This is a genomic window from Arthrobacter sunyaminii (genome assembly GCF_018866305.1).
In the GTDB taxonomy this organism is placed as follows: domain Bacteria; phylum Actinomycetota; class Actinomycetes; order Actinomycetales; family Micrococcaceae; genus Arthrobacter_B; species Arthrobacter_B sunyaminii.
The window spans coordinates 3,449,471-3,464,752 of record NZ_CP076456.1 but is presented as its reverse complement, the minus strand read 5'-3'; the positions used below and the strand labels follow the sequence as shown (position 1 = coordinate 3,464,752).

Genomic DNA, 15,282 nt, shown 5'->3' with positions numbered 1-15,282 from the left:
CCGCAAAAGCCACCACAAAAGCCGCCGCAAACCGGCCGCAGACGCCTACAGCCGCGGTTCGAACATCACCACGCTGGCCAGGTTTTCCCAGCCCAGGTAGGTGTACAGTTCCAGCCCGTCGGCGGTGGCGACCAGCAGCCCGGAATCGGCGTCGTGTTCCATGGCCACTGCGGTGAGAGCCCGCGTCACGTAGCTGCCCAGCCCGCGCCGTCGGAACCCGGGCTCGGTGACAATCCGGTCGTACACCGCATGCCCTTCCACGATCGCCACGCTGCCCCGCGCGGCCAGCTCGCCGTCGGCTGTGACGGTAACGGTGCCCACCTTGCCGTTGCGCACCGTTTCCGCTTCAAAACCGTCCAGCGGCAGCGGGTCTTCAATGTCCTGCCCGGTCATGTCCAGTGTCATGAAAACCTCGTCCGCGGACCGGACATTCAGCCCGTAAACCAAGGCGGCGCCGTGGATTTCATTCACGCGTCCGGTGACGATGGTGAAGAGCCGCCCGGGACTCATCCGGGCCGAGGAAGCCAGCGCCGCGAATTCGTCATGGGAGGGTTCCAGGGCGAAGTACTCCCAGTCGTTGGTTTTGTCGTGCAGGAAAGCCGCCGGAAAACGGCCTTCCCGTCGGGTTCGATAGCCGCGGGCCTGCGCCCATCCGGTCACCCAGGTCTCAAGCAAATCATCGTCCAGCAGGCTCATGAATGAACACTAGCGGGGGCGGCAGGTGAAAGGTATGTGCGCTGATGAAATTCGGGGTCCCGCGCCGGTCTACCCTTAATGTGTGGCTTTGAACCGAATTGCACTGTATTACGCCTTTACGCCCCTCCCCGATCCGGAGGCCGTGCGCCTCTGGCAGCGCGCCCTCTGCGAGAAGTTGGGACTGCGCGGCCGGATCCTGATCTCGCCCGACGGGATCAACGGAACCGTGGGCGGCGAGCTTGACGCCGTGAAGGCATATGTGAAGGCCACCCGCGAATATCCGGCCTTCAAGAAGATGGACATCAAGTATTCCGAGGGCGGTGCGGAGGACTTCCCGCGGCTGAGCGTCAAGGTCCGCCAGGAAATCGTCAGCTTCGGCGCCCCGGGTGAACTGAAGGTTGACGAGAACGGAGTAGTGGGCGGAGGCACCCACCTGCGGCCGGAAGAACTCCACCAGCTGGTGGAGGAGAAGAAGGCCGACGGCGAAGAGGTGGTCTTTTTTGACGGCCGGAATGCCTTTGAAGCCCAGATCGGCAAGTTCAAGGGGGCCGTGGTGCCCGACGTTGCCACCACGCATGACTTCATCGCCGAACTGGATTCCGGCAAATACGACGATCTCAAGGACAAGCCGGTGGTGACCTACTGCACCGGCGGCATCCGCTGCGAGGTCCTGTCCTCGCTGATGGTCAACCGCGGCTTCAAAGAGGTTTACCAGATGCAGGGCGGGATTGTCCGCTACGGGGAAGCCTACGGTGACAAGGGACTGTGGGAAGGCTCGCTCTACGTCTTCGACAAGCGGATGCACATGGAGTTCACCGAGGACGCCGCCACCATCGGCAAGTGTGTGCGCTGCGAGGCTCCCACCAGCAAGTTCGAGAACTGCTCCAACCCCTCCTGCCGCAAGCTCACCCTGTACTGCGCGGAGTGCGCCTCGGACCCGTCCACCCTGCGGTGCCCGGACGGCTGCATCGAATAGGAACGATGACGACGGCGGCAGCCCGGGCGCGAAGCCTGGTGGGGCCGCCGCCGCGCCGCCGGACCGTGACGTTAGGCCGTAGCCGGTTCGGAAAGCAGGCTTTCACCGGCCGCCAGCGCATCGCGGCGGAGGCAGGTGCCGCGGTCCAGGACCACGGTGTCCCCAACCCGTGTCTGGAAAACGGCACCGGTTTCGGTCATCCACATGCTGGTGGTCAGCTCGTCGCCCGGAATCACCGGTGCGGCAAAACGGACGCTCAGCGAGCCGAACGCATCGACGTCGGACCCCAACGCGCCTTCCAGGAGGGCACGGCCGGCGAAGCCCATAGTGCACAGTCCGTGCAGGATGGGCTTCTCAAAGCCGATCATGGCGGCCATCGCGGGGTCTGAATGCAGCGGGTTGCGGTCGCCGTTGAGGCGGTAGAGCAGGGCCTGGTCGGGAGAGGTCCTTTGTACGTCCACAAGATCGGCCGGGCGGTCGGGCAGCTCCCACCCGTCATGCGGTGCCGGCTCGGATCCGAAGCCGCCCTCTCCGCGGATAATCATGGAGGTCACTGAGGTGGCAGTGAGCTCCCGGGTGTCGGCGTCGAGCAGGTGGGTGGTGAGCTCAACAACGGCATTCTTGCCTTTGTCCCAGGCGCCGCTCATAAAGCTGCGCGGAATCACGGTTCCGGCCGGGGCCAGCGTGCGGTGCAGCGTGACCGTTTGTCCGCCGTGCAGGATCTGGGAAAGCTTGAAGTCCCCGAGCTCATCCATGGAACCGCCGGATCCGCCCAGAAGCACGGCGAAGGTGGGCAGCACGCTCTGATCGATCCCCCGGGAGTTTTCCGTGGTGAAGGCAAGGTTTGCTGTTTGGTCGCGGGCACCGGCACCCACGCTTAGGGCGTACAGGAGAGCGTCCTTGGACTCCCATGAAACGGGAGCGCCTTCCGTGACCTTCCCGATGTTCTGAAGATGGATTGTCATGGTCTTTCCTCTTTCACAAGCGTTTACTGAAATGCGGATTTCATGGGCCCCGGCGGCTCCGGGGACTTCGCAGCTGAGGGTTACAGCGGTGCGTGGACCGTGTCTTGCGGGCTTCGGTTGGTGCCGCGGCGAATGTCGCGCTCGCCGGCAGTCTCGGGAACCCACTGTGCGGGAGTGCGTCGCAGCATCAGTGCCACCACTACTGACAATGCAGCGAAAATCAACACGAAGATGAACGCTGAGCTGATGCCTTCCTGCGCAACGGCCGTTGTGGCCGGGTCGGTGTGGCTGGCCAGGATGTACGCGCCAATGGCAACGGCGGCGGACTGGCCGATGTTGCGGATCATGGTGTTGGTGCCGGCAGTTTCCGAAGTGTGGGTTTCCGGGACCACTTCAATGAGCAGGTTCGGCAGCGCGCCGTAGGCAAGCGATATGCCGGTGCTGTTCAGGACCATCGCAATGATGAACATCAGCACGCTTCCATAGGTCAGCAGGATGATGGGAATGACCAGGGCCACCAGCGCCAGGCCAACGATGAAGACTGTGCGGGCGCCGAACCGGAAGGCCAGCTTTCCGCCCAGCGGTGAGAATAAGTAGCCCACCAGCAGAGTTGAGCTGATCAGAACCCCGGCGCCGGTGGGGGAAAAACCAAGCCCGTATCCCGACGAGGTGGGCGATTGCATGATGAGCTGCGCCGGGACGTTCCCGCCGCCCAAAGGCCCGACGGCGGCGAGCACGGTGGCGGTCATGGCCAGGGCAATTTGGCGGTTCTTGAACATCCGAAGGTTCACGATGGGGGATTCCACCCGCAGCTCCCACCACGCCCACACGGCGGCGGCGACGATCCCAACGCTGATCAGGGCGACGAACTGGGCGGACGCAAAACCGGTCTTCGAAGCGCCGGAAAACGCGAGCAGAATGGCACTCACGGCGATGGGCAGCAGTACCGCGCCAAGGTAATCCGGTTTCTCCCGGCTGGGCAGCACCGTGTCCCGGGGAATCACCAATTGGATGCTCACCGCGGCCATAACCGACACGACGGCAGCAAAGACGAAGATGCCGTGCCAGGAGAAGGCATCAATCATGAATCCGGCGATCAGTGCGCCGCCCCCGCCGGCGATGAGCGCCGAGGCCCCCACCATGGAGATGCCCACCGGAACACGTTTTTCGTCGAGATGTTCGCGGGCCAGTCCGAAAGCCAGACCCAGCACCGCACCGGTAACACCCTGAATGGCGCGGCCGAAGATGATCATGCCAAGGGAGCCCCCGAGCAGCGAGATGAGCGAACCGATGGCTGCGATGACCAGGGCAATGACCATGACCTTCCGCCTGCCGTACAGATCTCCGAAGCGTCCACCCAGAACACCGGCGGAGGCTGACACCAGCAGGAAGGCCGTAACAACCCAGGCAACCGTGTTTGCGTCCACCTGGAAGTCCCTCATCAGGGTGGGCAGGGTTACGTACATCATGGACAGCTCGAAGGCCGAGACAATCTCAGCGAGAATCAGGACTATGACAATCGGTGCAAACCCGGGACGTTTCAGCGCCCTTGCGGTGGAGGACATCGCGTCCTGCCTTTCGTGTGTGGAAACCAAAGGCTGGCATGCACCGCGTGAGGCGGTGCATGCCAGCGCTTACGGGAACTTCGCTGTTGACTAGGCAGAGGCTGAAACGATGCCTTCCGGATCGCGCGTTGTCCCGCGGCGAATGTCGCGCTCGCCAACCGTCTCGGGAACCCAGGGCTTGGGATTGCGGCTCAGCATCAGCCCCATGATGACCGAGAGCACGGCAAAGGCCAGGACCAGGAGCAGGGCGGCGCTGATGCCCTGCTGTGAAATGGCCTGGGTTGCCGGGTCCGTGTTCTTGGCGAGGATGAACGCGCCGATGGCGATCGCCGCGGACTGGCCGACGTTGCGGATCATGGTGTTGGTTCCGGCTGTTTCCGAGGTGTGGGTTTCCGGGACCACCTCAACGAGCAGGTTCGGCAGCGCACCGTAGGTGAGGGAAATGCCGACGCCGTTCAGAGTCATCGCCACTACGTACATTGCCACGTTCCCGTAGGTGAGCAGGATGAGGGGCAGGACCAGGGCCATCAGCACGAGCCCTCCGATAAACACAATCCGCGCCCCGTACCGGAAGGACAGTTTCCCGCCCACCGGCGAGAGAGCGAAGCCAACAAGGGCGGTAAGGCAGATGATGACGCCCGATTCGGTGGGCGTAAAGCCCAGCCCGTACCCCAGCGACTCGGGGGACTGCATGATCATCTGCGAGGGAACGGACACTCCGCCCAGGGGACCGACGGCGGCGAACACCGTTGCGGTCATGGCCAGGGCAATCTGCTTGTTCTTGAACATCCGCAGGTTCACGATCGGCGATTCAACCCGCAGTTCCCACCACGCCCACACCGCGGCAGCAGCGAGGCCCAGGCCGATCAGGCCCAGGAACTCCACCGACAGGAAGCCGGTCTTTGAGCTGTTGGAGAGTCCCAGCAGGAGGGCGCTGACCGCGATGGGCAGCAGGATGGCACCCAGGTAGTCGGGTTTGTCCGTGGTGACTGCGTTGGTGTCCCGCGGAATAACCAGCTGGATGGCCACAGCGGCAATGACCGCCAGGACGGCAGCGAAGACGAAGATCCCGTGCCAGGAGAAGAGATCGATCATGAACCCGGCGATCATGGATCCGCCGGCGCCGGCGATCAGGGCCGAGGCGCCGACCATGGAGATGCCGACCGGCACCCGCTTTTCATCCAGGTGTTCGCGGGCCAGCCCGAAGGCCAGGCCCAGGACGGCACCGGCAACACCCTGAATGGCGCGGCCGAAGATAATCATGCCCAGGGAGCCCCCGAGCAGCGAGATGAGCGAACCGACGGCTGCGATGGCCAGGACAATGACCATGACCTTTCGCCGGCCGTACATGTCGCCGAAGCGTCCGCCCAGCACAGCGGCTGAGGCGGAGACCAGCAGATAGGCGGTGACGACCCAGGCGACCGTGTTGGCGTCTACCTGGAAATCCGCGATCAGGGTCGGCAGCATGACGTACATCATGGACAGTTCGAAGGCCGAGATGATTTCGGCCAGAACCAGGACTATGACTACTGAAGCAAAGCCTGGGCGCTTGAGCGCCCGAGTGGTGGAGGACATCGGTGTCCTGCCTTTCCTATGAGGTCAACAGAATGCAGCGGCGCCGGCCGACAGGTATCGGGCGGCGGTGGAGCAGACGATCTTTAGAGAAAGGTGGTGCGGTGGTGCTGTACTCGGTGTTAGCCGTTCCCGTAGGCGACGGATTTGGTCCAGAAGAACTCTTCAAGTCCCTCCAGGCCGCCTTCATTGCCGGTGCCGGAGTGGCCGATGCCGCCGAAGGGGCGTTCCGCCACTGCGCTGGGGGCGCCGTTGATGGTTACTTCACCGGTTTCGAGCGCCTCGGTCACGCGGACGGCCCGGCGGGCGTCGCCGGTCCAGACGTATCCGGAGAGCCCGTAGTCGGTGCTGTTGGCCAGGGCGATTGCCTCGGCCTCGTCGCTGAAGCGGGTGATGGCCAGCACTGGGCCAAAGACTTCCTTCTGCGCCAGTTCGCTGGCAGGATCCACATCGGCCAGGACCGTGGGCGGATAGAAGAAACCGTCAGCGAGGTCCTCGGCAAGCCGCTGTCCGCCGGTAACCAGGCGGGCCCCGTCTTCCTGGGCCTGGGTGACCATCGAATGAATCCGGTCGATGGCGGCTTGGTTGATGACCGGACCGCAGATCGTGTCGAGTTCCTGGGGGTTTCCGGTCTTGAAGGAGGCCGCGATTGCACCGATGGTGGCCACAAAGGAGTCGTAGATGGAGTCCTGGACCAGCAGGCGGGTGGGCAGGGCGCAGGCCTGTCCGCTCATGATGCCGAAAGCCATGAAGGTTGAGTGCATGGCAGCGGCCTCGAGGTCGGCGTCGGCGAAGACGAGGTTGGCGGACTTGCCGCCCAGCTCCAGGACCACCGGTTTGAAGGTCTGCGCGCAGGCCGCGGTGATCTTGCGTGCGGTGTCGGGGCCGCCGGTAAACGTCACCTTCTTGACCAGTTTGTGCTCCACCAGGGCCGCCCCTGCCTCGGCACCGCCCGGAACCACATTGAACACGCCCTCGGGTATGCCGGCTTCGGTGACCAGATCGGCGAAGAGCATAGCGGTGAAGGGAGTCAGCTCGCTCGGCTTGACCACCACGGTGTTTCCGGCGGCCAGAGCGGCGGGAACCTTCATGGCCAGGGACATCAGCGGTGCGTTCCACGTGATGATTGCACCGATCACGCCGTAGGGCTGACGCAGGGTATGGCCGAACGATCCTCCCGCACCGGCCACCGAGGTGATCCGGCCCAGCGGGAGTTTGTCAGCCCAGCCGCCGTAGTACCGGATCCACTCCACCGCGGCGTTAACCGTGGGATAGGCATTGGAGCGGGCAATGCCGTTGTCGGCAATGGCGAGATTGACGAAGTCCTCGGTGTGGTCCTCGACCAGCTGCGCCAGCTTGAGCAGCGCCTTGGCGCGGGTGCCCGCCGGTGTTGCCCGCCAGAGCGCGAAGGCAGCGTGGGCGGCGTTGACGGCGTCGTCAACGTCCGCGGCACCTGCCAGCGGGACCTGTGCCTGGGCTTCGCCGGTGGCGGGGTTGATATGGGTGTGCGTTCCACTGCCCGTGCTGCGCGCTTCACTGCCGATGCGCAGGGTGACGGGTGGCAGGGCAAAATCGGTGCTGACTGTCATTTTCAGTTCTCCGGTTCGTAGCGCAGCATGGTGATTCCCGCTTCGGGGTAATCGCAGAAAACGGGCTTAACCCGCATACCCACCTCGATGTCATCGTGGGCTACGTTGACGAGTTCGGTGGAAAACTTCGGGCCTTCATCCCACTGCACCACCGCGAGCACCAAGGTGCCTTCCTTCGCGAAGTGCGGGGCCACCGGCCGGGTGGAGACGGTATACGTGTACAGGGTTCCGGCTCCGGATATTTCCCGCCATTCCAGGTCGTCGGCGAGGGTGCCCGGGGCCAGGGGGCGGGGGTAGAAGATGTATTCGCCCAGTGAAGGCGAATACTGGATGCGGATGCGGTGCTCCGCCAGTGCATCCCAGAACGGCTTGGTCAGGGGTGTCGGGACCGGCATCGGACGCTGCAGATCCGGAAGAGTGTATGAGGTGCTCATGGGGTGTACTCCTAGTTGCCTTCGAGGATCAGTGCCGTTTGTTCGCTCATGATGCCGCCGTTGCCGGTCACGAAGGCCCGGTTGCAGTCGGTCACCTGCGCTTCACCGGCACGGCCCATGATCTGGCGCACGCCGTCGATCACGTGGTGCATGCCGCCGGCAATGCCCGCCTGCCCGAAGGAAAGCTGCCCGCCGGCGGTGTTCATCGGGAAGTCCCCGCGGAAGGTGAGATCGTGTTCGTTCACGAACTGCATGCCTTTGCCCTTTTCGGTGAAGCCGGCATCCTCCAGGCTCATCAGCACAGTGATGGAATAGCAGTCGTAGATGGAGACCATGTCCACCTCGTTGCGTCCGATGCCGGCCATGCCAAACGCCTGGTCGGCTGCGTGGATCATGGGTGAGTGCATCAGATCCCGTGCGTAGGTTGGTGTCTTGTAGGGCACCCGTTCTCCGAAGCCCTTGATCCACACCGGACGGTTCTTGGATTTGGCTGCGAGGTCCTTGTTTCCAATCACCACAGCGGCACCGCCCTGGCACGGCATCACGATTTCGAGCATGTGCAGCGGGTCCGCCACCATGGGTGATGCCAGCACGTCCTCAATGGTGATGGGCTGACCGTGGAAAACGGCGCCCGGGGTGGCGCAGGCGTTGGTGCGCTGGTCCACGGCAATTTTTGCCATGGCGCGCTCGTCGTAGCCGAATTCGTGGCCGTACCGCTTGGCAATTTGCCCGTAGGGACCGTTCTGCCCCAGGTTTCCGTACGGGATTTCAAATTCTGCCTGCGGCGACCCGTAGGCGTTGGATGAGGCACCGAAGTACATTTTGTCGGTCATCTCGAACGGCCGGCGGGCGTCGGCCGGTACGTCGTGGGTGCCCGGGAAGGTAACCAGTACGGCGTCGCACAGTCCCAGTTCCACGGCCGCTGCGGCCCGCCACACTCCGGCGGCGGAACCTGCTCCGCCGAGGTCCACGATCTCGGCGAAATTTGCGTTGATGCCGAGGTATTCCGTGATGGTGGAGGGAACAAACATGTCCGCTTCCCCGATCATCGGGGTGACGATGCCGTTGACGTCGGTGGCGTCCAGTCCGGCGTCATCCAGCGCCGCCTTGGAGAGCCGGGCCCACTGTTCCAGGTTGAAGGTCTTCTCACGCTTCAGCTTGCGTTCCGGCGGCAGCTCAAAATAGCCCAGGATTGCGGCTTCTCCACGAAGTCCCATACGTTTGTTCTCCTCATTGCTGGTATATGAAATGTGTGGTGCACAAAGGTCCGTGCAGATGCCGGATGTGCGACGCCGGCTGGTTGGGTAGGCGTGAACGGTCTAGCCGGATCTGGCCGGGGCGGGAATGCGCAGCGGCGAAATCCTGATGCCCAGTTCGGGATAAAAAGACCCCGCACCGAGCAATTCCAGAAGTCCGGGGGAATCCGGTCCGGCCCAGGGCTCGTCCGCTGCGGTGAAGCCCAGGGCTTTGAGGCCTGAGTCTCCGGCGCCGGGCACCGATTCCTGCAGGATGAGATCCGCGCCTTCCGGCCACCGGAAAATGCTGGCCGCTGGTTCTCCGTCGGGAACTTCCGGCAGCTGCTGCCTGCGGGCGCCGAGAACGTTGACGAGCACGTGTTCCGCACGCTGCAGGTCAGTTACCAGCCCAAAGACAACCGGCAGCCGGGCCGGAGAGGACGGGTCTTCCTCCCAGGGGCAGTCCGCAGTGAACTCGTTGGCAGCGGTGATGTCCTCCAGAGCTTCAGATGTCTGGACCATCTGCGTCAGGAACCCGAGCCCGGTGTCCTTGGGATGCAAAAAGGCTTCCTGCCACAGCGGATGCTCGGTGTTCACCAGAATCGGCTCGATTCCGGCCGCCTGTGCCCCTGCGATTGCTGCGGAGATGTCCTGCACCTTGAAGGTGATGTGGTGCGGTGCGGCGTTTCCTGCGTTTTCGGAGAGGAACCGTGCGATGAAGGATGTGGAGGAGCTGCCGGGTTCCAGCAGCTCCAGCCGCATGTCTTCGGCGAGGGCAACCTGGCACGGGTTGAACTCCGGCAGGGTGAAACCGCTGGCAAACCGCGCTCCGAGTTCCCGGTGCAGCATCGTTCCGGCCCGGCCCCAGGCCGGAACGGCAAAGGCAACATGGTCGAGTTCATGGGCGCTCATTCAGACACCCGGCCTGCTGCAGCGGTTAAAGTGCTCCCGCTTCGACCTGGTCGAGCCGCAGCCCGATCATTTTCACAAAGCGGACCAGGACCCGGTTGGCATCCTCCAACGTCTGGTTGCTGGCCAGCAGGCGCCCCACCATGTCCATGAGGATGGCCCACACCATGGCGGTAATGTCCGCAGCCTCGTCCGGTGACAGGGTGGAGAAATCGGCACGGAGAGGTTCCTCGAGCAACAGGACCAGCTGCTGCATCAGCTCGCGCACATCCGGGTCGGAGGAAGTCCGCAGCATCAGGATCGTCTGGTAGAAATTCGGCCTTTTCTGGAACGCGGCCAGCGCCTGCCGCAGCCGCTGGGCGACCCGCTCGGTGGTGCTGAGGCTGTCCGGCACGGCCTCGTCCGCTGCACCAAACGGAACGCTCCAGTCGTAAACGACGTTCGCATACAGGTGCTCCTTCGAGGAGAAGTACCGGTACAGCGTTCCGAGCGCCACATTCGCCTCGGACGCGACGTCGCGGATTTGGATTGATTCGTACTCGTTGGCGCGGAGCAGGTTTTTCGCAGCATCCAGGATCCGTTGCCGGCGCTCCACCTGATAGGCAGGAAGGTCCATTGTTTCGCGCGTTAGTTGCCGAACCATCACTCGCCTCCCGGCCGAATTCCCTCAGAAATTGCAACGTTATCACCGCCTCCCGGCGCCCTTGGATGTGGCTCACCGGCTACTGGTCCTTCCAGCGGATCAGCGCGTCCAGCGCCTCGATCTGGTTACCGGAAACCCGGAGCGGATTGATTTCGAGTTCCTCGAGTTCATCGCCGAGTCCCACGGCCACCTGGGAAATCTTAAAGATGGCCTCAGCCAGCTCGTCGAGGTCGGTGGCTTCTCCGCCACGGAAGCCGGTCAGGAGGTCAATGCCCTTCAGGGATTCGAGCATGCGGCGGATCTCGGCGGGCCCCACCGGCAGCAGGCGCACCGCCGAATCCTTGAGCAGCTCCACCATGACCCCGCCGAATCCGACGGCGAGCACGAGCCCCCAGCGCGGGTCACGGACAACGCCTACCAGCATTTCGGTGCCTGCAGGACGCATCGGAGATACCGCAACACCCTGGACCCGGGCAGCCGGTGCCAGTTCAGCCACGGAAGCACGGATGAACCGGTACGCCTCGGCCACCGCATCGGCATCCGAGAGCATCAGCCGGACACCGCCAACCTCGGTCTTATGTGCGATGTCCTCCGACGCAATCTTCAGTACCACCGGGTAGCCCAGGTCTTCGGCGGCGGCCACGGCTTCCTCAGCGGAGGAAGCAACCACTGCAGGCACGTACGGCACGCCAAGGCTGCGGAGGAATTCACCGCTCTGGACTTCCGTCCATGAATCCGCACCGGCCGGTTTGGCGATCGGTGCGGCGGCCGGCGGTTCGCCGTCGGCTGCGAGTTCAGCGGCACGCTGTCCCCACCAGGCGCTGCGGGCGGCCGCGGTAATGCCGCGGTCAAACGAATCGGAGGCATGCGGGAAGCCGTGTTCCGCGGCAAACGCGCGGCCAAACTCGGTCACCTCCGTGGGCAGGAAGCTCATCGCAATGACGGGTTTGGGGGAGGATGTCAACTGCCGGAGCATCTCATCCTGCGTGGCCCGGCTCATGTCCGCCACGGCTTGGTTGGCGGGCCAGGAGCCGTTGACCACTACGAAGTCATAATTCGGGTCATCGATAAAGCACTGGGCAGCCTTGGTGAGGATGGTCGGGTCAACTGACACATACCCGGTGGTGTCCATCGGGTTGTTGACGGTGGAGAAGGCGGGAAGCCCGGCATCGTGCAGTCCCTGCACCGTGTCGGGGTGCGGAGCGGGCAGGTCCAGCCCTGCGGCGTCGGCCTTGTCGGCCACAAGGGCGCACATGGCACCGGAGCCGGTGACAACGCCCATGCGGCGGCCGGGCAGGGCGCCGTAGGCCTCGATGAGGCCCGCGGTGGCCACGAGGTCCTCGATGCCTTCCACCCGGATGACTCCGTGCTGGCGGCAGGCTGCGTCAATGACGGTGTCGTCGCCCACCAGCGAACCGGTGTGGGCTGCTGCGACCCGGGCCGATGCTTCACTGCGTCCGGCCTTGAAAATGACAATCGGCTTGCCTGCGGCGCGGGCGCGGGCAGCCACGTCGAGGAACTGCGCCGGGTCGGAAATCTGTTCCAGGTAAGCGGCGATGACCTTGGTGTTCTCGTCGTCCACCAGCAGGCTCATGACATCGATGGCAGAGATCATCGCCTCGTTCCCCACGGTCACCGCCGTGGAGCAGCCGACGCCGCGCGAGGCCATGTAGGGAAGCAGATAGATGGCGAGCGCGCCGGATTGGGTGGCAATTCCCACGCCGCCGCTGATCATGGGCATCTGGGTCATATGGCTGAAGGCTGCAACCCTGGAATGCGTGTTGAGGAATCCCAGGTTGTTGGGTCCCAGGATCAGCTGGTCCGCCGCTCGCGCCCGCTCCACCAGACTGGCCTGCAGGGCAGCGCCCTCGGCTCCGGCCTCGCCCAGCCCTGCAGCCAGCATGATCAGGTTGCGGATGCCCTTGATCCGGGCTTCCTCCAGGATGGTCGCCAGGGAATCCGTTCCGGTCAGGACAATCGCCAGGTCCGGCGCCTCCGGCAGATCGGCAATCGTGGCAAATGATGCCTGGCCGTGGCAGTCCTCGCCCCGGCGGTTGACCAGGTAAAGCTTGCCCTCGAACCCGCCGGAGACCAGGTTGCTGTAGGTGAAGTGGGACCAGGCGGATCGGGTATTTGCTCCGATGATCACAATGGACTTGGGCTCCAGGAGTTCCCGCAGGCGGGCGGGATCCAGGGTGCGTGGGCTGTCGGTCTCGCTCGTCAACGTTGTCATGCGAAACGGTTCCTTCCGGTGGAGCTTGGTTGTGGGGTCACTGCGCTCGGGGGTGCGGCGGGTCCTGCTGTCCTGGATCAGCCGCGGGGAAGTCCAAGGATGCGTTCAGCAATGACATTGAGCTGGATTTCCACCGTTCCGCCGCCGATCAGCACCTGCGGAACGGAAAGCTGTCCGGTCACTGCGTCTCCGGGAGCCTGGGCAAAGAGCGCTCCGGGTCCGGCCAGCGCCAGGACGCGAGATGCGGCCTCGCGGGTTAGCCGGGCGTGGGCAACCTTGGCCAGCGAAGATCCGGCACCCGGTGCCATGCCGTTGACCTGGCGCAGGGTCTCCCGCAGGTTCAGGGCGCCGATGGCCGAGCTGAAGGCTGCGATCCTGCCGAGGGACGAGAGTGCGTCATGCTCGCGGCCGGCGTAGGTGCCCTGGGTGATCATGGACCGCAGTGCGTCCTCCGTACCCACCGAAACACCGGAGGAAATCTGGGTCCGCTCGTTCTGCAGCGTCATGGCCGTGATGCGCCAGCCCTGGCCGGGTTCCCCCAGCAGGTAGGCGTCGGGCACGAAGACCGAGTCCAGGAACACCTCATTGAATTCGGCGTCTCCGGTGGACTGCTTCAGGGGACGGACATCCACCCCTGCGGTTCGCATGTCGATGAGGAAGTAACTCAGTCCCTTGTGCTTAGGGACCTCGCTGTCCGTGCGGGCCAGGCAGATGCCCCAGTCCGCCTCATGGGCGCCGGACGTCCAAACCTTTTGTCCCCGCAGCTCCCATCCGCCGTCCACTTTGGCTGCCCGGGTGCTCAGCCCGGCGAGGTCGGACCCGGCACCGGGTTCGGAGAAGAGCTGGCACCAGATCAACTCGCCGCGCAGGGTAGGCAGCGCAAACTGTTCCTTGACCGCTTCACTGCCGTAGGCCAGCACGGTGGGCATGGCCCATTCGCCGATCACCGACGACGGCTGGGTCATCCCGCGGCGGGCATATTCCTGGGAGATGACCACCTGCTGGGCGGGAGTGGCGCCCAGCCCATAGGGGGCAGGCCAGTGCGGGGCGGCGAGTCCGTTTTCCGCGAGGAATGTCCGCTGCGATCCTCGCGAGTACCAGCGCCCGCCGTCGTGCTCATTGGACAGTGTCCGGGCATGATCGAGCAGTTCGCCGATGCGGGCGCGGAAGGCCGGATCCTCGTCGGGCAGTTCAATGTCAATGCGGCGGTCCTGCTCCAGGGCAACCCTGCCCAACGATGCGGAGGCGTCGTTCATGGCCGGCACCAGAGCGGCCAGCGTCATTGCCCGCCGCCAGTACAGATGGGCATCATGTTCCCAGGTGAAGCCGATTCCGCCGAAAATGGTCACTGCTTCGGTGACCGCTTCTGCCGACGGGGCGATCGCGGCCTGAACGGCTGCACCGGCAGCCAGTTTTTGCTGGTCCTCATCCTGGTCTAGGGACACGACGGCGGACCAGGCTGCCGCTGCGGCCAGTTCGGCGGTGATGAGCAGGTTGGCACACTTGTGCTTGACGGCCTGGAAGGAACCGATCGGCGAACCGAACTGTTCGCGCAGCTTGGCGTATTCAGCGGCAGCTTCCACAGCCCAGCGGCTCACGCCGGCTGCTTCCACGGCGAGCAGGCAGGTCTGCAGGGTTTCCACGCGGCTTGCCCCGAGGTTTTCCAGGATTGCTTCGGAGCCCACGGCCACCGAGGAGAGTTCGAGGATCCCGGCGTCGCGGGTCAGATCCGTGCAGGCCTGGACCCTGCGGCTGACGCCGGCGCTGCGGGCATCGACCAGGGCAAACCGGGTGGTTCCGCCGTCGTTGAAGCCAACCACCAAAAGATCGGCTGACTGGAGTGAGAGTACGTTGGCGGTTCCGTGCAGGAGCCAGCCGCCCTCAGCGGCGGAGGTGCCGGTGATCGCGGAAGAAAGAACCAGGGTGCCGCGGGCGCCTTCAGCGAAGGCGGCCAGGCCGCTGGCTGAGGCTTTGCAGTCACCGGCTGCCGCGACGGCCGCACTGGCGAGCACCGTTGAGAGGAAGGGGCCGGGCACCAGCCGGCGGGCAAATTCCTCTACCACGATGGCCGTGTCAGCCACCGTTCCGCCCTGTCCGCCGTGCTCTTCGCCGATATGCAGGGCGTGCAGTCCGTTGGCAACCAGGTCATCCCAAAACGGCGCGGGTTCCCCGTTCCCGTAAGAGTCCAGCTGCTCGCGGGTGACCCGTGTGTCGGCGAAGCGGCCCGCAAAGTCGGCTGCAACGGAGCAAAGGTCCGCATGCTCTTCGGTAAGGGCAAACGCCATGTGCTGACTCCAATGTCGTAGCGCACCGAGCTGCTTCACGGAGACGGCCGGTGCATGTTTCAGATCCTGAACTGAAACTGGACTCTAATTCACAAATGTGATGTAGGCAACACTTTGCTTGGTTGGGTTTTGCGGCCGGACCACTGATTTCCACTGAAAAGTCATCATGTAGCATTCGTC

The 15,282-nt window shown here is 64.2% G+C and carries 12 protein-coding genes; 1 reads left to right on the top strand and 11 read right to left on the bottom strand.

What is annotated here, in order from left to right; all coding sequences use genetic code 11:
- Window positions 1-45 precede the first annotated feature (45 nt).
- Window positions 46-696, bottom strand: coding sequence for a GNAT family N-acetyltransferase (locus KG104_RS15695; RefSeq protein ID WP_104053086.1), 651 nt, complete (start codon window positions 694-696; stop codon window positions 46-48).
- Between the two features lie 82 nt (window positions 697-778).
- Between KG104_RS15695 and trhO the strand changes: the two genes are divergently transcribed.
- Window positions 779-1,672, top strand: coding sequence for an oxygen-dependent tRNA uridine(34) hydroxylase TrhO (trhO, locus tag KG104_RS15690; RefSeq protein ID WP_104101910.1), 894 nt, complete (start codon window positions 779-781; stop codon window positions 1,670-1,672).
- Between the two features lie 71 nt (window positions 1,673-1,743).
- On the opposite strand, the gene KG104_RS15685 is transcribed toward trhO, so the two are convergent.
- The 10 genes from KG104_RS15685 to KG104_RS15640 all read right to left on the bottom strand — a co-directional run bounded on the left by KG104_RS15685 (window position 1,744) and on the right by KG104_RS15640 (window position 15,102).
- Window positions 1,744-2,637 carry a MaoC/PaaZ C-terminal domain-containing protein gene (locus tag KG104_RS15685; protein ID WP_207347751.1) on the bottom strand — a complete coding sequence of 298 codons (894 nt, stop codon included), beginning with the start codon at window positions 2,635-2,637 and terminating at the stop codon, window positions 1,744-1,746.
- An 80-nt stretch (window positions 2,638-2,717) separates the two neighbouring features.
- On the bottom strand, window positions 2,718-4,202 hold the full coding sequence (locus KG104_RS15680) for an MFS transporter (RefSeq protein ID WP_207347752.1): 1,485 nt from the start codon (window positions 4,200-4,202) through the stop codon (window positions 2,718-2,720).
- 90 nt (window positions 4,203-4,292) lie between these two features.
- Complete coding sequence (locus tag KG104_RS15675) at window positions 4,293-5,777, bottom strand: MFS transporter (protein ID WP_207347753.1); 1,485 nt, start codon at window positions 5,775-5,777, stop codon at window positions 4,293-4,295.
- A gap of 119 nt (window positions 5,778-5,896) precedes the next feature.
- Window positions 5,897-7,363 carry an aldehyde dehydrogenase family protein gene (locus KG104_RS15670; RefSeq protein ID WP_207347754.1) on the bottom strand — a complete coding sequence of 489 codons (1,467 nt, stop codon included), beginning with the start codon at window positions 7,361-7,363 and terminating at the stop codon, window positions 5,897-5,899.
- Window positions 7,364-7,365: 2 nt separating this feature from the next.
- The gene (locus tag KG104_RS15665; protein ID WP_104053080.1) at window positions 7,366-7,797 is read right to left on the bottom strand and encodes a Zn-ribbon domain-containing OB-fold protein; all 432 of its coding nucleotides are present in this window, start codon (window positions 7,795-7,797) and stop codon (window positions 7,366-7,368) included.
- Between the two features lie 11 nt (window positions 7,798-7,808).
- Window positions 7,809-9,014, bottom strand: a complete 1,206-nt coding sequence (locus KG104_RS15660; protein ID WP_104053079.1) for a thiolase family protein — start codon at window positions 9,012-9,014, stop codon at window positions 7,809-7,811.
- A gap of 102 nt (window positions 9,015-9,116) precedes the next feature.
- Window positions 9,117-9,944, bottom strand: coding sequence for a VOC family protein (locus KG104_RS15655; protein WP_207347755.1), 828 nt, complete (start codon window positions 9,942-9,944; stop codon window positions 9,117-9,119).
- 25 nt (window positions 9,945-9,969) lie between these two features.
- A complete protein-coding gene (locus KG104_RS15650; RefSeq protein ID WP_207347756.1) occupies window positions 9,970-10,584 on the bottom strand; it encodes a TetR/AcrR family transcriptional regulator in 615 nt (204 codons plus the stop codon).
- Window positions 10,585-10,663: 79 nt separating this feature from the next.
- Window positions 10,664-12,817 (bottom strand): acetate--CoA ligase family protein, encoded by a 2,154-nt coding sequence (locus KG104_RS15645; protein WP_104053076.1) that lies wholly within the window; start codon window positions 12,815-12,817, stop codon window positions 10,664-10,666.
- 77 nt (window positions 12,818-12,894) lie between these two features.
- A complete protein-coding gene (locus KG104_RS15640) occupies window positions 12,895-15,102 on the bottom strand; it encodes an acyl-CoA dehydrogenase family protein (protein WP_207347757.1) in 2,208 nt (735 codons plus the stop codon).
- Window positions 15,103-15,282 lie beyond the last annotated feature (180 nt).